Source organism: Caminibacter profundus (assembly GCF_054657155.1).
In genome coordinates this window covers 1058755-1078373 of sequence record NZ_BAAHXC010000001.1, presented here as the reverse complement: position 1 = coordinate 1078373, position 19619 = coordinate 1058755, and the positions used below count along the sequence as shown (strand labels likewise).

Below are 19619 nucleotides of genomic sequence, written 5' to 3'. Positions count from 1 at the left end.
AATGAAAAGTAAAAGAAATTAAGGAGAAGAAATGAAAGTATATGGAATAAAAACTTGCGGGAGTGTTAAAAAAGCTTTGAAATTTTTCAATGAAAAAGGTATTGAATATGAGTTTGTTGATTTCAAAAAAACTCCAGTTGGATGTGACAAAATAGAAGAATGGATAAAAAAAGTTGGAATTGATGTGCTTTTTAATAATAGGGGTACAAAATATAGACAATTAAAACTAAAAGAGTTAAACCTTGATGAACTAGGTAAAAAAGAGTGGCTGTGTAAAGAGAATTTACTTATCAAAAGACCTGTAATTGAACTTGATAATGGTGAAGTAGTAGTAGGGTTTGATGAAGATAAGTATAAGAAGATTTTTGGATGAGCTTAGCTCTTTTAGGTAGTGTAGGTATTGGAGCAACTATTGGATATATAACAAATTATATTGCAATAAAAATGCTTTTTAGACCTTATAAAAAAATAAAAGTTGGTAACTTGACCATTTTTCCTCAAGGAGTAATTCCAAGAGAAAAAAAGGCTCTTGCTAAAAAAGTAGGAGTTGTTGTAAAGGACTATATTTTAAGTGAAGAAGAAATTACAAAGATTATAACTAGTTATGAAGTAAAAGAAGAGATTAGTGAGTTTTTGGATAGTAAAATTGAAGAGTTATTGAATAAAGACATAAATGAATTTTTGACAAAGGAAGAACTCATTAATAAATTTTCTTTAATAATTTCAAAAATTGTAAAAGAAAAATTCCCAATGTTTGCAAGCTTTGTAAATGAAGATTTGTTAAAAAATGTTTTAAATAATCTAGAATTTTCTTTACAAATTAATGAACTAATAAGCGAAGATAAAGTAAAAGAGGTTTTAAAGAAAGAAATTTTTGAATTTTTAGAAAAAGAAGTCCCAAGAATTTTCTTAAAAGTTCATATTGATAAAATTGTAGAAGAAAAAGTTGCTTCTTTTGATGAAAAAACCCTTGAAGAAATGCTTTTTTCTTTGATGAAAAAACACTTTTCGTTTATAAATTTTGCGGGTGCTTTTCTTGGTGGTATGATAGGATTTGTGCAATATTTTATTGTTATTAAATTGTAATTAAATTTAACCATAATTCTGATAAAAAAGGAATTATGGTGATGTTTAAAAAATATGCTGATATTATTTTAGCAAGTATTATTTTTGGGTTTATTTTAATTATGAAGTATGATTTTTATAAAGTTTTGTCTTTAATACTTGAATTTATGGTAATAATTGAAATAACTCAAATGCTTTTTGTGTTTTTTAAAAAACAAAGAATTAAAATTCGTTATATGATAGATGCTAGTATAATTTTTTTTATAAGAGAACTTTTAATTGCTACTACTACTAATAAATCTTTCAAAGTTATCGGACTATATGTTGTATTAATTGGAGTGTTTTTCTTTTTTAGGTATTTATCTTTAAATGTTACATATAGTGAAAGATAAGTTAAGATTGATTTATAAAATTATTCAAGAGAGCAATTAATTATTTGGCTTTTTGCTTATTTAATTGTATATTTTGTTTAGTGCTTTCTTTTCTCTCTATATCACCTTTTTTATAAGTTCTTATTTCGAAAAAATTTTGATCAAATGAATAATCTGCTACTACTTCAGAAGATATATTGATGTTTTTATTAGTTAATTTAAATTCTTTTATTAAAGCCATTTTTTTTATCAAAAAGGTAAAATAAAAAGAAGAGAAATTATCTATTTCTCTCTTCAAGATGCCATCCAGGTATTTTGTGGAAATATAGATAGTCATAAATTTTATCTTCTTTTCCAGCTATTTTTTTCTCCATAATTTCAAGATATTCTTCTTTTGTTGGAAGTCTTCCAAGAAGAGCTGTAATTGCTGCAAGTTCTGCGCTTCCAAGGTAAACTTTAGCACCTTTACCCATTCTGTTATCAAAGTTTCTAGTTGATGTTGAGAATACATTTGCATTATCTGCAACTCTTGCTTGGTTACCCATACAAAGTGAACATCCAGGAACTTCTAGTCTTGCACCTGCTTGACCAAAGATTGCATAATATCCTTCTTCTATAAGTTCTCTTTCATCCATTTTTGTAGGAGGTGCAATCCAAAGTCTAACAGGAACTTGTCCTTCGCCTTTAAGTATTTCACCTGCTGCTCTATAGTGTCCTATATTTGTCATACAGCTTCCAATAAATACTTCATCAATTTTGTGAGGTCTATTTGAATCTGCTAATACTTCAGATAAAGTTGCAACATCATCTGGGTCATTTGGACAAGCAACAATTGGCTCAGTGATTTCATTTAGATCAATTTCAATTACTGCTGCATATTCTGCATTTTCGTCTCTTCTTAGAAGTTCAGGTTTATCTAACCATGCTTTCATTTTGTCAATTCTTCTTTGAAGAGTTCTTTTATCTTCATATCCAGCTTTAATCATTTCTTCAAGAAGCTTGATATTTGATTTTAAATATTCTGCAACTTGTTCTTCGCTTACATCAACTGTACAAGCTGCTGCACTTCTCTCAGCACTTGCATCAGCTAGCTCAAATGCTTGTTCAATTGTTAGTTTTCTAATAATATCACCTTCAATTTCTAATATTCTTCCGTTGAAGATATTCTTTTTGTTTTTCTTTTCAACTGTAAGTAAACCTTGTTTAATTGCAAAATATGGAATTGCGTTAACTAAGTCTCTTAAAGTAATTCCAGGTTGAAGTTCTCCTTTGAATCTAACTAATACGCTTTCAGGTACATTTAGTGGCATAGATCCAGTAACTGCTGCAAATGCAACAAGTCCTGAACCAGCTGGGAAACTAATTCCTATTGGGAATCTTGTATGTGAGTCACCACCTGTTCCAAGAGTATCAGGGAGTAGCATTCTATTTAGCCATGAGTGGATAACACCATCACCAGGTTTTAATGCAACTCCACCTCTACTTGTAATAAAATCTGGAAGAGTATGATGAAGTTTAATGTCAGCAGGTTTTGGATAAGCAGCTGTATGACAAAAACTTTGCATTACAAGGTCTGCATTGAATCCAAGTGCTGCAAGTTCTTTAATTTCATCTCTTGTCATTGCACCAGTTGTATCTTGGCTTCCAACTGTTGTAACAGTAGGCTCAACATACATTCCAGGTCTAACACCTTCCATTCCACAAGCACGACCTATAATTTTTTGAGCAAGAGTATATCCAACGCCTTCTTTTTCTGCTGGTTGTTCAGGTCTGATGAAGATATCCGCTTCTGGTTCCATTCCAAGAGACTCTCTTGCTTTTTTTGTTAGGTTTTTACCGATAATTAATGGAACCCTACCACCAGCCCTTATTTCATCAGGAAGAGTATTTGGTTTAAGTTTAAATTCACTTACAACTTCACCGTTTTTAAGAATTTTTCCTTCATATGGTCTAATTTCAATTTCATCACCCATTTCAAGTTTATCAACTGGTGCTTCGATTGGAAGTGCTCCTGCATCTTCACAAGTGTTAAAAAAGATTGGTGCAATTACTCCACCAATTACAATACCACCTCTTTTTTTATTTGGTACATAAGGAATCTCTTCACCAATATGCCAAATTACACTGTTTGCTGCTGATTTTCTACTTGAACCAGTTCCAACAACATCACCAACGAATGCTACTGGAAGACCAGTTTTTTTAAGTTCATTGATTTTTTCAATTGCATCTGGCATTTTTGCTTTTAGCATACTAAGTGCATGCAAAGGAATATCACTTCTTGTAAATGCTTCGCTAGCAGGACTTAGGTCATCTGTATTAGTCTCTCCAGGTACTTTGAAAACTACTGCTTTAATTGATTCAGGAAGAGGTTTTTTATGAGTGAACCATTCAGCATTTGCCCAACTTTCTAATACTTCTTTTGCATATTGATTACCAGCTTTTGCTAATTCTTCTACATCATGGAATGCATCATATACTAGTAGAATATTTTTAAGTTGATTTGCAGCTTCTTTTGCAATTTCTTCATCTAGAGACAATGCATCAATTAGAGGTTTTACGTTATACCCTCCAAGCATAGTACCTAGAATTTCAACTGCTCTTTTTGGAGAAATTGCAGGGCTACTTGCTTTTCCCTGAACAATATCATTTAAAAAAGCAGCTTTTACATATGCCGCTTCGTCAACACCAGGGTTTATGTGATTTAGGAAAAGGTCCATTAAATATTCTTCATTTTCAATAGGGTTTTGTTTTAAAAGTTCTACAAGCTCAGCTGCTTGTTTTGCAGTTAGAGGAAGTGGTGGAATTCCAAGTTTAGCTCTCTCTTCTGTATGTTTTTTGTATTCTTCAATAAAGCTCATAATACTTCCTTTTTTATTGAAATTTTAATCTATTAATTACGAAATGTTACATTTAGACTGTGGTGTTAAAAAAATAGTGTGTAAAAAAGTTACATTTATTTAAAATTAACTATTTTGATATAATTTTAGTAAAAAAGGCTAAAGGTGGATTTTAGAAAAATTGCAAAAGAAGTACTTTATATTGAAGCTAATGAAATATTAAAAGCAGATGTAAGTGGCATTGAAAAAGCAGTTGAAATAGCCTACAATACTAAAGGAAAATTAATTGTAACTGGAGTTGGAAAATCAGGTCTTATTGGTAGTAAAATTGCAGCCACTCTTGCAAGTACTGGGACCCCAAGCTTTTTTATTCATCCAACTGAGGCTCTTCATGGTGATCTTGGTATGATCACAAAAATAGATACTGTTTTGGCTATTAGTTATTCTGGAGAAAGTGAGGAACTTATAAAAATTTTGCCTCATATAAAAAGATTCGATGTGCCTTTGATTGCTATGACTGGAGATAAAAATTCTACTCTTGCAAAATATGCAGATGTAGTTTTGAATATTCATGTAGACAAAGAAGCCTGTCCACTAAATGTAGCACCTACAAGTTCAACCACGCTAACTCTTGCAATGGGTGATGCTCTCGCAGTTTGCTTGATGAAGAAAAGAAACTTTACAAAAGAGGACTTTGCTTCATTTCATCCAGGTGGAAGTCTAGGAAAGAGACTTTTTGTAAAGGTTAAAGACTTAATGAAAGAATCTTTCCCTGTAGCTAATGATGAAGATAGCTTAAAAGAGACAATTATTAAAATGACTGAGGGTAAAATTGGTCATATTCTTTTTTTAGATAATGGAAAAGTTAAAGCGGTTTTGAGTGACGGGGACCTTAGACGAGCTATGATGAAAGAAAATTTTGATTTAAATGAAAAAGCAATCAAATTTGCGACAATTAATCCAAAAACTATAAAACCAAGCGTCTTAGCAAGTGATGCTTTGAAATTTATGGAAGATAATAAAATTCAACTTTTACCTGTGATTGATGATAATAAAAAGGTAATAGGAGTTATTCATATTCATGACTTAGTAGAAGCTGGCATTAAGTAGCCAAAAAGCCAAAGAAATTTATATAAAGGATAGAAATGAGATTAAATAAGTTTATAAGCCATCATACGACTTACTCTAGACGAGAAGCAGATAAACTTATATTTGATGGTAGAGTTAAAGTAAATGGTAAAGTAGTAACAAATCCGGCGTTTAATGTTGGGACTGGAGATAAAGTTGCAGTAAATAATAGACCTGTAAAAAAAAGTACAAAATATACTTGTATTGTATACAATAAGCCAAGAGGTGAACTTGTAACAAAAAAAGATGATAGAGGTAGAAAAACAATTTATGATTCACTTCCTAAAAAATATAAACATTTTATTCCGGTAGGAAGGCTTGATTTTGCAAGTGAAGGGCTTTTGATATTAACAGACTCGCCAAAAGTTGCTGATGCTTTAATGAACTCAGACTTACCTAGAGTTTATAAATTAAGGATAAGAGGTGATATTACTCCTGAAATGGAACAAGCTATGACTAATGGAGTTGAAGTTGGCATAGAAGGTGCTCATGAAAAAACTACTCAAGAAAAAATTAAATTAAAACCTTTTATTAGTTATCAAATTATTAAAAATAATCCAAAATATTCTACTTTAAAAGTTGCGATAGGTGAGGGCAAAAATAGAGAGCTTAGAAGGTTTTTTGCACATTTTGGAAGAGATGTTTTGGATTTGAAAAGACTTTCATACGGTTGGATTGCCTTAAATGCTCTTCCAACGGCAAAAACAAGATACTTTGACAAAAGAGAATATAAACTATTAAAAGAATTTTTAAAGGAGCATAATGCAAACAATAAGCATAAAAACTAATTATAAATCAGAAGTTGTTGATATTACAAAAGAGATAAAAGAAGCAGTTATTAAAAGTGGTATAAAAAGTGGAATAGTTAGTGTTTTTTGTCCTCATTCTACTGCTAGTGTAATTGTTTTTGAAAAGAGTGATGGAACTTTAAAACGAGACTTGCTTGGTATGCTTAAAGATATTGTTCCTTTTAGAGAATATAGTCATTCAAATGCAAGAGCTCATTTAAAAGCTGCATTTTTAAGAAGTAATTTGACACTTATTGTAGAAAATGCAGAAGTTGTTTTAGGAGAATGGCAAGGAATTTATTTAGTGGAATTTGATGGTCCAAGAGAGAGAAAGGTTCATATAAAGGTAATTAATGATTAGTCCTATTTTAATTGTTATTATTTTACTTTTTATTGCACTGAGCTTTAATATCCCATTTGCAAGATTAAAAATTCCTCCAATTATAGGATATATTTTTACTGGTATTATCATTTCAAATATTTTTAATCTTGATAAGCATACTATAGAAATAGTAGCCGAACTTGGTATTGTCTTTTTGATGTTTATGATTGGACTTGAGTTTTCTCCTGAGAAACTAAAATCTATGAAAAAAGAGGTGTTTGGATTTGGTATAGCTGAGATGACAATTGTAGGAGCTTTTTTTGGTTTAATATTATGGCTTGTTTTTAAAATGGATATAAGAATAGCATTAATTATTGGGGCAGCAATTGCACTTAGTTCAACAGCTATTGTATTAAAGCTTTTAAATGAAAGTAGAGAAATATCAAAGCCTTATGGACGTGTCTCTCTTGGAATTTTGCTTTTTCAAGATATAGCAGTAATTCCAATTCTTATAGCTATTTCTATTATTGTAAATAAAGATGCTAACCTTACTCAGCTTATTTTAAAAACATTAGGAGGTTTTATAGCTTTAGGTGCGTTTATGTATATATACGGGAAAATAATTGCACCATTTGTTATATCTCATGCAACTAAAACAAAATCAGATGAAATTTTTATGGCAACAGTACTTTTAGTAGTACTTACTGCAGCAGAAATTGCTCATTTTTTTGGACTAAGTTACTCTCTTGGAGCATTTCTTGCTGGTATGGTTTTGAGTGAGACTAAATATAAATATCAAATTGAAGCAAACCTTGTGCCATTTAGAGATTTACTTTTAGGAGTGTTTTTTATTTCAGTTGGTCTTATGGTAAATATACATTTTGTATTTGAAAATTTTTTTACATTATTATTAATAACTATTGCTATTATGGGAATAAAAGCACTATTAATTTACTTGATGTTAAAATTTTTTGTAAAACATAACCGTATAGCAATAAAAAGTGCTTTTATTCTTTCTCAAATTGGTGAATTCTCTTTTGTAATTTTTGCATTACTTGGAAAATATAATCTTGTAGAAAGTCCTCTTTTACAAAAGCTTGTAGTAGTTGTAGTTATTTCGATGATTTTAACTCCTTTTATTCTAAGGTATATTTATAAAATAGCAGATATTTTTGATAAAGATATTCAAGAGTTTGAAGAGTTTAATGTTACTTCTGCTAAGGTTAAAGGACATATAATTCTTATAGGCTATGATAAAATTGGTAAAAGAATTGCAAGAAAACTAACTAAAACAGGTATACCCTATGTTGCTATTGATAAACAAATAGAATTAGTGAAAGAGGGATTAAAAAATGGGGATAATGTGATTTTTGGTAACGCTGCAAATAAAAAGGTACTAGAGAGTTTGAATGTAGAAAATGCGAGTGCTGTTATAATTACTACATTAAATGAAGATCATACCCATTTAATTGCAGAAAATTTACTTGATATTAATCCAAACTTAAATGTTATTGTTTTAACTGATATAGAAGAAGAAAAAGAATTTTATAAAAACCGTAATGTTTATGTAATAGATAAAAGTAAAGAGCTTGCAGAAAAACTGATAGAATTGGCTCTTAGATGTGAACTAAATTTAAAGGAGAAAGGATGATAAAAAAAGCACTTTTCCCGGCAGCAGGATATGGAACGAGATTTTTACCTGCGACTAAATCAGTACCAAAAGAGATGCTGCCTGTAGTAAATAAGCCTCTTATTCATTATGGAATAAAAGAGTGTATGAATGCAGGTATTTTTGAAATAGGGTTTGTAACGGGAAGAAACAAAAGAGCAATTGAGGACTATCTTGATAAAGCACCAGAACTTGAAGAAAAAGTAAGAGACTCAAGTAAAGCAAAACTTTTAAAAGAAACGAATGAAATGATAGATAAATGTACTTTTACATATGTTAGACAAAAAGAGATGTTAGGACTTGGTCATGCTGTCCTTACAGGAGAACCTCTTATAGGGAATAATCCTTTTGCAGTAGTTTTAGCAGATGACTTGTGTGAAGGAGATGTGTTAGCTCAGATGGTAAAGCTATATAAAAAGTTTAAATGTACAATTGTAGCACTTGAAGAAGTTCCTAAAAATGAAGTGAACAAATATGGAATAGTATTCGGAAAAGTAATTGAGAATGGTATTTTGATGATAGAGGATATGGTGGAAAAGCCAGATATTGATAAAGCTCCAAGTAATTTAGCAATTATAGGAAGATATATTTTAACTCCTGATATTTTTGATTTGCTAAGAGAGACAAAGCCAGGAAAAGGGGGAGAAATTCAATTAACTGATGCTCTACTTAAACAAGCAAAAGATGGGATGGTAATAGGATATAAGTTTAAAGGAAAAAGATTTGATTGTGGAAGCGTTGATGGGTTTATAGAAGCTACTAATTATTTTTATGAAAAAGAGTTTAAAGGTAAGTAATGTGTGGGATAGTAGGATGTATAGGGGTTAGTAATCCAATAGAATATTTGATAGATGGGTTAAAAGAATTAGAATATAGAGGATATGATAGTGCAGGAATTGCAGTTAAAGATAAAAACGATATAAAAATAATAAAAGCGGTTGGAAAACTTAAAAATCTTGAAGACAAATTACAAAAAATTAATTTAAATATACCTAAATATGGTATAGGACATACAAGATGGGCAACACATGGAAAACCAACTGAGATAAATGCTCATCCACATAGAGGCAAATTTAGTGCAGTAGTTCATAATGGAATTATTGAAAATTATCAAGAGTTAAAGAAATTTTTAGATAGTGTTGGAGTAGAGTTTATATCTCAGACTGATACAGAGGTAATTGTGAAATTGTTTGAATACTATTATGATGGTGATGCTTTTGAAGCTTTTAAAAAGACACTCAAAAAGTTAGAAGGGGCTTATGCAATTTTATTAATTACAAAAGAAGAAGATAAAATATTTTTTGCTAAAAAAGGCTCTCCTCTTATTGTAGCAAAAAATGATGATAAAATATATTTTGCTTCTTCAGATGCTCCTCTTATAGGACACGCGAATAATGCTCATTATCTTGATGATGGAGAGTATGGATTTGTTGATAAAGAAATTTATTTGTTTAGAGATGGATTAAAAATTTCACCTTTTTTTAAATCTTTGCCTTCAAACAAAGAATCAGCTAAAAAAGCAGGATATAGATTTTATATGGAAAAAGAGATTTATGAACAATATGATGTTTTAAAAGAAAATACACTAGGGCGCAATACTAAAGATGGTATAAAATTTGATGAAGTTGATAAGGAGTTTTTTGATGGAATAAACAATATTATAATTAGTGCATGTGGGACAAGTTATCATGCAGGACTTGTTGGAAAATATTTGATAGAAAGATATGCAAAAATACGAACTGATGTTGAAGTAGCAAGTGAGCTTAGATATAGAGATCCAATTTTAAGTAAAGATACATTATTTATAGTAATTTCTCAAAGTGGTGAAACGGCTGATACGCTAGAAACTCTTAAAATGGCAAAAAAAGCAGGTCTTAAAACTTTAGCTCTTTGCAATGTAGACAATTCATCTATAGTAAGAGAGGCTGATAGGACGATTTTACTTAGGGCAGGAATAGAAAAAGGTGTAGCTTCTACAAAAGCTTTTGCAACACAAGTAATGACTTTATGGATGCTTAGTAATTATTTAGCAGGAATTAATGAATATGAAATAATAAATGAAGCTATTGAAGTTACAAAAGTAGATAATTCACTTCATGAAAAAATTAAAAGACTCTCAAAAAGATACCTTCATGGACATGGATTTTTTTATATAGGAAGAGATATTTTTTATCCTTTAGCACTAGAAGGGGCTTTAAAACTAAAAGAGATTAGTTATCTTCACGCAGAAGGCTATCCGGCAGGTGAGATGAAACACGGACCTATTGCTTTAGCAGACCCTCAGCTTTTTGTAGTAGCACTTCTTAGCAAAAATATACTTTACGAAAAAACTAAATCAAATATAGAAGAACTTGCTAGTCGTGATGCTACGATTTTAACAATTTCAAGTGAATATATTGAAATGACAGATGATTTTATAAAAATTAATGATACCTCTCATCCTATGGTAGAGTTTTTTGAAATGATGGTAGTAACGCAGTTACTTGCACTTGAAGTTGCTATTAGGAAAGGCTGCGATGTAGATATGCCAAGAAACCTTGCAAAATCAGTTACTGTTGAATAAAGATAATTTTGGTATAATTTAGCAAAAAAAGGATAGGAATGTTTGAAAAGTTAGTTGAAAATATAAATGGTTTTAGAAAACCTCTTGCATTTGGGATAGCAAGAGTTGATTTAGGACAACTTAATCATGATAAAGTACTTCAAGCTACATATCCAGTTATAAATTGGAATGAAAATTTTGGAAGTGCAGCTGTCTTTATTAGAAGTTTAATTGAAAATGGTGTACAAATTGATTTTAATGATACAGAGTTTGTTGCACCTGTTACTAAAGAGTTTGTAGAAACTGCATTAAATTATTTTGGTGAAGAACTGGTATCTGAAGCAGTAGGAGAAAAGCATAAAAATATTCAAGTATTAAAAGTATTAAAAGATATTTTTAGTGATGATATTTATGATAATTATAGAATTTGTTTTCTTTTTGAAGATGCTGCTCCAAAAAGTGTTGAATCTGTGTATTTAAAGTTATATGCACTTTCAACTAGAAAAGTGCCTTTAAGAAGTATAAACCTAAATGGTGCTTTTGGAATCTTACACAACTGCGCATGGGTTGGAAATGTTCCTATTGAACTAGATTATTTAAGAGCAAATGAAATTGAGTTAAAACTTCGTGATGCGTATCCAGAAGTTGAGTATGTAGATAAGTTCCCTAGATACTTATCTCATATAGTACCAGAAGACAATATTAGGATTTTGGATACTGCAAAAGTTAGATTTGGAGCACAACTAGCCCCTGGAACTACTGTAATGCCAGGAGCTAGTTATATTAACTTTAATGCTGGGACTGAAGGTCCTGTAATGGTTGAAGGAAGAATTAGTTCTAGTGCAGTTGTAAAAGAAGGAGCGGATGTAGGTGGAGGCGCTTCTATTTTAGGAGTTCTTAGCGGTACAAATGGAAATCCAATTACAATTGGAAGAAATACTCTTCTTGGAGCAAACTCAGTTACCGGAATTCCACTAGGAGATGGATGTATTGTTGATGCTGGAATTGCAGTACTTGAAGGTACTAAAATTTGGATAAGTGAAGACGAGTATAATAAAATAAAAGAGGTAAATCCTGAATGGAATGTAGAATATAAAGAGTATTTTAAAGGACTTGAGTTAGCAGGTCTTAATGGAATACATTATAGATTTGATACAACAAAAGGTAAAATGATTGCATTTAGAAGCAGACGTGAAGTTAAGTTAAATGAAGAACTACATTAATTCCTTTTTAAAAGGAAATTATATAAAAGAGAATTAAAGTTTTTTTGATATAATTTCAAACTTAAAATTGAAAAAAAGGACGATTATGGCAAGAAGATGTGAAATCTGTGGTAAAGGTCCTCAGTTTGGAAATAGAGTGAGCCACTCAAACAGAAAAACAAGACATAAATTTGACCCGAATATTCAAAGTGTAAGAATTGAAATAGACGGTGTTAGAAAAAGAGTTAAAATCTGTACAAGCTGCCTTAAAAGCTTGAAAAAATCAGTGTAAGCTTCCCCTTTTTGGGGTATTTATGAAAAATTATAAAAATAAACATTCTTTTGCTGAAAAACTTGCAAAATTTCTACATTGGGAAAGAAGTAAAAAACCTGAAGTTGATTTGTCTCCTGAAATTTGGTCTGAATTAAAACCTTTTCGTGCTCCTATGATTCTTACTATTTTAGTAATGCTTTTTGGTACTCTTGGATATATATGGATAGATCATTTTTCACTAATGGATGCTATTTATCAAACAGGTATTACTTTTACTACAGTAGGATTTGGTGAAATTTCTCCAATTTCTCCACTTGGTAGAATTTTTACAATATTTTTGATAATTGCAGGATTTGCTGTTTTTTCATATGTTCTTGGGGTTTTAGTTGATACAATTAATAAAGGTCGCCTTTTAGCGCTACTTAAGGAGAATAGAATGCTTTATAAGATAGCTAGACTTAAAAACCATGTAGTTATTTGTTATCATAATGAGTATACAATAGAATTGGCTAAAGAACTTCGTAATACTCATATACCATTTGTAGTAGTAGATCCAAATGATAATTTAGAAGAAATTGCAAAAAAATATAAATATCCTTTTTATGTAAAAGCTGAACCTCATACACTGCTAGCATTAAAAAAATCTCACTTAAGTAGTGCAAAAGGTGTAATTACACTTTCAAAAAATGTTCCTGATAATATTGCAGTAATAAGTAGTGTTAGACTTTATGAAAAAGACCTAAAAAGACATCCTTATTATATTTTATCTGTTGTTAATACGGAAGAGGAAATAGAAAAGCTTAAAAGACTAGGAGCAAATGAAGTTCTCTCACCTACTAAACTTATAGCAAAAAGAATGACGGCAATTACAGTAGACCCAGATGTAAAAAATATTTTAGAAGAGTTTGTATATTCTATTGATACACCACTTGATTTAGAAGAAGTTACAGTAAGTAAAAAATCATGGATAGCTTATAAGAAACTAAAAGAAGCTCATTTAAGAGAACTTTTTAATGTAGCTGTCGTTGGTATTAAAGAAGAGAGTGGAAAGTTTATTCCTATTCCCAAAGGAGATGTGACTATTAAGCCAGGAGATTTATTATTGATAATAGGTACTGCCCGTGATATGAGAAAAGCCAGAAAAATTATTAGAAGCACTATAAAACCAAAAGAACTAGATTTTATATAAAATAAGTAAGTTATAAAGGTTAGTAGAGGTTATAGAGGTTGTAGAGGTTAGTAAAGATTATTCCTTTAGAACCCTTAATACCTCTAATACTTCTAATACCTCTAGTACCTCTAATAACCAATATATCAATATATCAAATAGATAAAGGATTGATATGAAATTTAGAATAACGCCAATAGAAGGTGGAATTTGTGCAGTTAATGGAATATATGCTAGTGGAGTTAATGCAGGGTTTAAAAAAGATGGCTTAGATGTTGGATTTATAAGAAGTGATAAATTAATGGATATTGTATATATTTTTACTACAAATAAATTTCAAGCGGCTCCTATAAAGTATGTATTACAAAATAAAATAACTAAGACTAATTTTATATTAGCTAATTCTAAAAACGCAAATGCATTAACAGGAGCTGATGGTATAAAAGATATAGAAGAATTAATGAACTATGTGTCTGAAAAGTTTAAAGTTACTAATCCTTTAATGAGTTCAACTGGTGTTATTGGTGTGAGACTTGATAAAGATAAAATAAAAAAAGCAATTGATAAGTTTGATTTGAATGATAAAGATTCAAATAAATTCGCAAGAGCTATAATGACTACAGACTCTTTCCCAAAGCTCATTTCTTTTGAAGTTGAAGGTGATTTTGGGAAGTTTAGAATAGGGGGAGTAGCTAAGGGTGCTGGTATGATAAATCCAGCAATGGCTACTATGCTTTGCTTCATAACTACTGATGCAAATATTCCAGAAGAAGATATGAATGAAATTTTAAGAGAAATTAATGAAATTACTTTTAATGCAATAAGTGTTGATGGAGATACTTCTACAAATGATAGTGTGTTTTTAATGACTACAAGAGAAGGAGATTATGAAAGAGAGGCTTTTAAACTAGCACTAAGACAAGTTATGCAAAAACTAGCACTTGATATAGTAAAAGATGGAGAAGGGGCTAGTAAGACAGTTGCTTTTGTAATTACAGGATCAAAAAATGAAAAAGAAGCTAAAATTGCGGGTAAAGCCTTAACTAATTCTTTACTTGTAAAAACTGCTTTGTTTGGTGAAGATCCAAATTGGGGAAGAATTGCATCTACAATAGGTGCAAGTGGAATTGAGTGTGATGAAGAAAAACTAAAAATAGTATTTGAAGATGTAGTAGTTTATGATAGAGGAAAAATTCTTTTTGATAGCGAAACTGAGAAAAAAGCTCATGAAATTATGAAAAGAAGTGAATTTAAGATTTATGTTGATTTAGGTTTAGGGGATGGAGAATTTACGGCATATGGATGTGATTTGAGCTATGAGTATGTAAAAATAAATGCTGAATATAGAACTTAAACTAATAGTAAGAATTTAAAAGTTGAAAGTAAAGCTAAAAATCTCAAATGGCTACGCCGCCCTAACGGGTTTGGTATGATTAATTTAGAGCTTTTTTCGCTAAAGTTTACAATTGTTTCGCTTTATTTAGTCAGTACCTTTTACTAAATTAGAATTGGTGTTATATACTAAACTAATTTTTTCAAATTTTCAAAAAAAATCTTGTATTCAAAAATTTTTTTGGTATAATTTCATTACAAAAAATGTTCCGGCGTAGCTCAGTCGGTAGAGCAGACGGCTGTTAACCGTCGGGTCGTAGGTTCGAGTCCTACCGCCGGAGCCATTACTATTAATACTTAATTAAGTGTTTGACTCTAAAACTTTATGTTTTTATTAATTAATTTTAAATGTTATGTATTATACTATTTTTATTATGACAGTCTTTATATTAAATATTAAAAATCTTGAAAATGATAATTTCTTTTGATAAAATTTCACCACTTGCCGGCGTAGCTCAGCTGGCTAGAGCAGCTGATTTGTAATCAGCAGGTCGGGGGTTCGAGTCCCTTCGCCGGCTCCACTTAATATACTCTAATATATAATTCTATATAATATCAAAGGGTTGTTATTTTAAAATATGTTTTAATATTATTTTTTCTTGGATGTAGTGTTAGTGATTACCATTATATAACTAAAGCAACAATTTCAAAAAATCCCTCTTATGCTTTGCGCACTTTTGTAAAACAAAAAGAAAAATATTATATAGCACATCCAAATGCATTAAAAAAGGATATAAAATATTTTATTAGAAATTTTAATAAAGAAATAAAGAAGTTTACAAAAGCAATTTCAATTTGGCCAAATCCTAAAAAACCTTCAACAACTACATTCGTAAAATATACCCAGCACTATAAAGCTCGTGCAATAATAAATTTTGAAAAAGGTATTATAACTGTTGAAACTTTTAAAAAAGAATATATGAAAAAAGCTTTAGTAAACACTATGTTAATGCCAGAAGATCCAAGAAGTGTAGATCTATTTAGCGATAAAGTTTCTTTAAATGGAAAACCTTTTTTAGCATATCAAATTTATGATTTTGAGAAAAAACCTGTATTATATAAATGGAGAGCTAATAGATATGCTACTTGGTTAATAAGGCATAAATTAAAAAAAAGATTTAGAAGAAATAGATATGTTTATTATGTTAATTTTAATTTAGCTAAAAATTCTACTAATATTCGAGAGAAAAAATATTTACGTTATGTAGAAATTTACTCAAAAAAATATTCAATTAATAAGTCATTAATTTTAGGAATTATAAAGACTGAAAGTGATTTTAATCCATATGCAGTAAGTTATGTTCCAGCATTTGGACTTATGCAAATTGTTCCAACTACTGCTGGAATTGAAGGATATGAAAGAGTTTATGGATATAAAAAAATTCCAAGTAAAGAATTTTTATTTATTCCAAAGAATAACATAAATATAGGCACTGCATATTTGAATATATTGTTTTACAGATACTTAACGAAAGTAAAAAATCCTATTTCTAGAGAATATTTAGCTATTTGTGCATATAATTCCGGAATTGGTAATGTATTTAAAGTTTTTAGTTTAAGAAGAGATAGGGCAATTTCTATTATTAATAATTTATCACCAAGAGAAGTTTATTATAGGCTTATTAAAAGACTTCCAACTGATGAAGGAAGAAGATATCTTCCAAAAGTTTTAAAACATAAGAAGTTGTTTGTTAAAGTATAGATAAATATTTTTCAATTCCATCAGGTGCTAAAGTTACAATATTTCCTTTTAATTGTTTACTAGCAAGAATGTTTGCAGCAGTTGAAATACCTCCTGTAATGCCTAGACTTGGCATTTTTTTCATAAACTGTATAGCTTCTTCATCATCAACTAAAATGACATCATCAATTAAGTTTAGATTTAAAATCTTTGGAATAAATCCAGCACCAATACCTTGAATTTTATGAGGTTTTATAGGAAGGTTTTTGTTTTTTATTTTATTATAAATAACTGGAGAATTAATACTTTCAACTGCTATAATTTTAACACCTAATGGTTTTAATATTTTTCCAATACCTGTAATACTTCCTCCGCTTCCAACTGCGCATACAAAATAGTCTATATTATTTATTTGATTTAGTATCTCAAGTGCTGTAATTTCTTGAGATGCTGGATTTAATGGGTTTTCGAACTGTTTTGCAAAATATGCATTTGTTTTTTTGACATAATTTTCAGCTTCTTTTAAAGCATCACTTATATTTCCATCTGTTAAAATTAAATTGGCTCCATATGCTTTTAATAGTTTTTGTCTTTCAATTGAATAACTTTTTGGCATAAAAATAGTTGGTTTAATTTCAAATTTTTTAGCATAAAATGTAAGAGCAATTCCAGTATTTCCGCTTGTAACTTCTACAACTTCACGAAAACCATTTAAGAATGCATCTTTAAGTATAAATAGAGCAGGTCTATCTTTGATACTTCCTGCTGGATTTTTGTATTCAATTTTTACTGAAATATTATCTAATTTGAATATTGGTGTATTAAACATTTTTTACTCCTTTTAGAAACATTATACCAATTATACTAGAGATTATAGAAATTATAAAAAATAAAAATGCTGCAACTATAAGAGTAGTAGGGTCTAAATTTAAAAGTTCAAGTCCATAAAGAAACGTTAATTCTCTAAGACCTAATCCTCCTATTGATATTGGAATTACACTAATTATTGATGAAATAAAAAAAAGAATTACAAAATCCACTAAATAATAATTAACACCAAGTGAATATAAAATAAATAAAAATGCTAATCCTTGTAAGGATTGAATAATAATTGAATGAAAAAACGGTTTAAAATCGAACTCAACAAAGAAAAATTTGTGAATGAGATAAAGTGTAATTGGTGCTAAAATAATAAAAGAAGCTAACCATAAAAAATTTTTAAAACTTGAAAACAAAATTAAAATCCCTATTATAAAAAAAATACCAAAAAGCCCGGAAATTCTATCAATAAGCAAGGCTTTTATTATTTTTTTGTATCCTTGATTATATGATTTTTGAAATTTATAAGCTTTATATGCATCTCCTCCAATTCCACCGGGAAGCAGGGTATTATAAAACATTCCAACATAATATAACATTAATTGTTTTTTAAAGGTTGGAGTTACATTTATATTTTTTAAATACATATGAATTCTAATACTCGAGATTATTTGAGAAATATTAAAAGTAATAAAAGCTAAAAGAAGAAAGAATGGATATTGAAGTTTTATATTTTTTAGTTCTTGAATATTAATTTTTTGAGAAATGATAAAAAAGGCTGATATTATAAAAATAATTTTTATTAATAATTTTACACTTTTCACTTTTAATTTGTCACTTTTGAATTATTTCTTTTATAACATATGGTTTTTTACTTTGACTTTCGTAATATGTTCTAATCATTATTTCTGCTAAAAATCCAGTAGTAATTAATTGAATACCACCTAGTATTAGCATAGTCCCAAGTGTTAAGAGAGGTCTATTTCCAATATTTTCGCCAAATAGTTTTAAAATAAAAAGATATAAATCAATTAAGCTTCCTAAACTAAACATTATAAATCCAATTGTTCCAAAAAAGTGCATTGGTTTTTGACCAAATCTCTGCATAAATACAAGATACATCAAGTCACTTATTACTTTAAAAATTCTATTAAAACCATATTTGCTTTTGCCAAATTTTCTCTCATGATGTTTAACGGGTACTTCAGTAATTTTTGCTCCATACATTTGAGCAAGTATTGGGATGAACCTATGAAGTTCACCATAAAGTTGTAAATTTTTTGCTACATCTTTTTTAAAAACTTTTAATGTACATCCATAATCGCTAATTTTAACACCTGTGATTTTTCTGATAATTTTATTTGCTATTTTACTTAAGAATTTTCTAAAAGGTTCATCTTTTCTTTTTGCTCTAATTCCAGCAACTACGTCTACACCTTCATTTAGTTTTTCTATCATCATTGGAATATCACTTGGGTCATTTTGTAAGTCTCCATCAATTGTAACTATAATATCTCCATTTGCTACTTCAATACCAGCAGCCATTGCTGAGGTTTGTCCGTAATTTCTGTTAAGTATAACAAGTTTGGTTTTGTCATTCATATGTTTTTTTATTTCTGTAACAGTATTATCAGTACTTCCATCATCTACTAAAATTAGTTCATAATTAAGGTCTTTTAAAGCATTATCTACTTCTTTAATCAAGTACTTAATATTGTCTTCTTCATTCATAAGTGGGACTACCACTGAAATTTTCATCTATTTCCTTTTTGATAAAATTATAGCTAAAATTGAGAATGAAGAATGGAGAATTGAGAATGAAAAAAATTTTAAAGATTTTAGTAACATTTCTTTATGTAATTTTGGTATTTGTAGCTTTTTGGATAGGATACTTAAGATATTCGGGGAATTTTCATAAGGTAATAGACGGGGTTTATAGAAGCGCTCAATTGTATGAATTTAATATGCCTTTTATTTATGAAAAATATCACTTTAAGACTATACTTAATCTAAGAGGAGCAAAACCAAATAAAGAGTGGTATAGATATGAAAAAAATTTTTGTAAAGAACATAATATAACCCTAATTGACTTTAAAATAAGCGATAAACAAGTCCAAAGTATTGAGACTATGCAAAAAATAGTAGATATTATAAAAAATTCCAAAAAACCAATTTTAATCCATTGCAAAGCAGGTGCCGATAGAACTGGACTTGCAAGTGCTTTATATTTAGACTATTTGGGAAAAGATGGTAAAAGTATGCTTAGTTTAAAATATGGCCATTTTCCATATCTTGGCTCTCCTACTAAAGCTATGGATGAGAGTTTTAGGATATGGAAAATGAAAAATGAAAAGTGAAAAA

General features: G+C 29.5%; 20 protein-coding genes and 2 tRNA genes. 17 read left to right on the top strand and 5 right to left on the bottom strand.

Features of this window, described 5'->3' with window-relative positions; translation table 11 throughout:
- The first annotated feature begins 31 nt into the window (after positions 1-31).
- Genes ACYQ1U_RS05780 through ACYQ1U_RS05770 form a run of 3 tightly spaced genes read left to right on the top strand, consistent with a single transcriptional unit; the run spans position 32 to position 1457 of the window.
- Positions 32-373, top strand: coding sequence for an arsenate reductase family protein (locus tag ACYQ1U_RS05780; protein ID WP_459885258.1), 342 nt, complete (start codon positions 32-34; stop codon positions 371-373).
- Complete coding sequence (locus ACYQ1U_RS05775) at positions 370-1086, top strand: DUF445 domain-containing protein (protein ID WP_459885255.1); 717 nt, start codon at positions 370-372, stop codon at positions 1084-1086. Before ACYQ1U_RS05780 ends, ACYQ1U_RS05775 begins: the two co-directional genes overlap by 4 nt.
- Positions 1087-1127: 41 nt before the next feature.
- Positions 1128-1457 carry a phosphate-starvation-inducible PsiE family protein gene (locus ACYQ1U_RS05770; RefSeq protein WP_459885252.1) on the top strand — a complete coding sequence of 110 codons (330 nt, stop codon included), beginning with the start codon at positions 1128-1130 and terminating at the stop codon, positions 1455-1457.
- Between the two features lie 40 nt (positions 1458-1497).
- Here the strand turns inward: ACYQ1U_RS05770 and ACYQ1U_RS05765 are convergent, their stop codons facing one another.
- Positions 1498-1734, bottom strand: coding sequence for a hypothetical protein (locus tag ACYQ1U_RS05765; protein WP_459885249.1), 237 nt, complete (start codon positions 1732-1734; stop codon positions 1498-1500).
- Positions 1715-4294, bottom strand: coding sequence for a bifunctional aconitate hydratase 2/2-methylisocitrate dehydratase (acnB, locus tag ACYQ1U_RS05760; RefSeq protein WP_459885246.1), 2580 nt, complete (start codon positions 4292-4294; stop codon positions 1715-1717). Before acnB ends, ACYQ1U_RS05765 begins: the two co-directional genes overlap by 20 nt.
- A 144-nt stretch (positions 4295-4438) precedes the next feature.
- Between acnB and ACYQ1U_RS05755 the strand changes: the two genes are divergently transcribed.
- From ACYQ1U_RS05755 to ACYQ1U_RS05695, 13 genes are all read left to right on the top strand, one after another.
- Entirely contained in the window at positions 4439-5383 is a 945-nt protein-coding gene (locus ACYQ1U_RS05755) for a KpsF/GutQ family sugar-phosphate isomerase (protein WP_459885243.1), read from the top strand.
- A 35-nt stretch (positions 5384-5418) separates the two neighbouring features.
- A complete protein-coding gene (locus ACYQ1U_RS05750; RefSeq protein ID WP_459885240.1) occupies positions 5419-6189 on the top strand; it encodes a pseudouridine synthase in 771 nt (256 codons plus the stop codon).
- Positions 6164-6550, top strand: coding sequence for a secondary thiamine-phosphate synthase enzyme YjbQ (locus tag ACYQ1U_RS05745; protein WP_459885238.1), 387 nt, complete (start codon positions 6164-6166; stop codon positions 6548-6550). Before ACYQ1U_RS05750 ends, ACYQ1U_RS05745 begins: the two co-directional genes overlap by 26 nt.
- Complete coding sequence (locus ACYQ1U_RS05740; protein ID WP_459885236.1) at positions 6543-8162, top strand: cation:proton antiporter; 1620 nt, start codon at positions 6543-6545, stop codon at positions 8160-8162. Before ACYQ1U_RS05745 ends, ACYQ1U_RS05740 begins: the two co-directional genes overlap by 8 nt.
- Complete coding sequence (gene galU, locus ACYQ1U_RS05735) at positions 8159-8977, top strand: UTP--glucose-1-phosphate uridylyltransferase GalU (RefSeq protein ID WP_459885234.1); 819 nt, start codon at positions 8159-8161, stop codon at positions 8975-8977. The genes ACYQ1U_RS05740 and galU overlap by 4 nt, the downstream gene beginning before the upstream one ends.
- Positions 8977-10743 (top strand): glutamine--fructose-6-phosphate transaminase (isomerizing), encoded by a 1767-nt coding sequence (gene glmS / locus ACYQ1U_RS05730; protein WP_459885232.1) that lies wholly within the window; start codon positions 8977-8979, stop codon positions 10741-10743. Before galU ends, glmS begins: the two co-directional genes overlap by 1 nt.
- A 38-nt stretch (positions 10744-10781) precedes the next feature.
- A complete protein-coding gene (locus tag ACYQ1U_RS05725) occupies positions 10782-11945 on the top strand; it encodes a tetrahydrodipicolinate N-succinyltransferase N-terminal domain-containing protein (protein WP_459885230.1) in 1164 nt (387 codons plus the stop codon).
- An 85-nt stretch (positions 11946-12030) separates the two neighbouring features.
- Positions 12031-12216, top strand: coding sequence for a 50S ribosomal protein L28 (gene rpmB / locus ACYQ1U_RS05720; protein ID WP_459885228.1), 186 nt, complete (start codon positions 12031-12033; stop codon positions 12214-12216).
- A gap of 22 nt (positions 12217-12238) precedes the next feature.
- On the top strand, positions 12239-13387 hold the full coding sequence (locus ACYQ1U_RS05715) for a potassium channel family protein (protein WP_459885227.1): 1149 nt from the start codon (positions 12239-12241) through the stop codon (positions 13385-13387).
- Positions 13388-13541: 154 nt separating this feature from the next.
- Positions 13542-14720, top strand: coding sequence for a bifunctional glutamate N-acetyltransferase/amino-acid acetyltransferase ArgJ (gene argJ, locus ACYQ1U_RS05710; RefSeq protein ID WP_459885225.1), 1179 nt, complete (start codon positions 13542-13544; stop codon positions 14718-14720).
- A gap of 246 nt (positions 14721-14966) precedes the next feature.
- Positions 14967-15042, top strand: a tRNA-Asn gene (locus tag ACYQ1U_RS05705).
- Between the two features lie 160 nt (positions 15043-15202).
- Positions 15203-15279: transfer RNA gene (locus ACYQ1U_RS05700), tRNA-Thr, on the top strand.
- Positions 15280-15425: 146 nt separating this feature from the next.
- On the top strand, positions 15426-16460 hold the full coding sequence (locus tag ACYQ1U_RS05695; RefSeq protein ID WP_459885223.1) for a murein transglycosylase domain-containing protein: 1035 nt from the start codon (positions 15426-15428) through the stop codon (positions 16458-16460).
- Here the strand turns inward: ACYQ1U_RS05695 and ACYQ1U_RS05690 are convergent.
- From ACYQ1U_RS05690 to ACYQ1U_RS05680, 3 genes are read right to left on the bottom strand one after another with little or no spacing between them, the layout of a single operon-like run.
- Positions 16450-17268, bottom strand: coding sequence for a PLP-dependent cysteine synthase family protein (locus tag ACYQ1U_RS05690; protein WP_459885221.1), 819 nt, complete (start codon positions 17266-17268; stop codon positions 16450-16452). The two genes, ACYQ1U_RS05695 and ACYQ1U_RS05690, sit on opposite strands and share 11 nt — an antisense overlap.
- Positions 17261-18082 carry a flippase-like domain-containing protein gene (locus ACYQ1U_RS05685; RefSeq protein ID WP_459885219.1) on the bottom strand — a complete coding sequence of 274 codons (822 nt, stop codon included), beginning with the start codon at positions 18080-18082 and terminating at the stop codon, positions 17261-17263. The genes ACYQ1U_RS05690 and ACYQ1U_RS05685 overlap by 8 nt, the downstream gene beginning before the upstream one ends.
- 10 nt (positions 18083-18092) lie before the next feature.
- Positions 18093-19016: a glycosyltransferase family 2 protein gene (locus tag ACYQ1U_RS05680; protein ID WP_459885217.1), complete on the bottom strand. Its 924-nt coding sequence runs from the start codon at positions 19014-19016 to the stop codon at positions 18093-18095.
- A gap of 59 nt (positions 19017-19075) precedes the next feature.
- On the opposite strand from ACYQ1U_RS05680, the gene ACYQ1U_RS05675 reads away from it, so the two are divergent.
- A complete protein-coding gene (locus ACYQ1U_RS05675; RefSeq protein ID WP_459885215.1) occupies positions 19076-19615 on the top strand; it encodes a fused DSP-PTPase phosphatase/NAD kinase-like protein in 540 nt (179 codons plus the stop codon).
- The last annotated feature ends 4 nt before the right edge of the window (positions 19616-19619 follow it).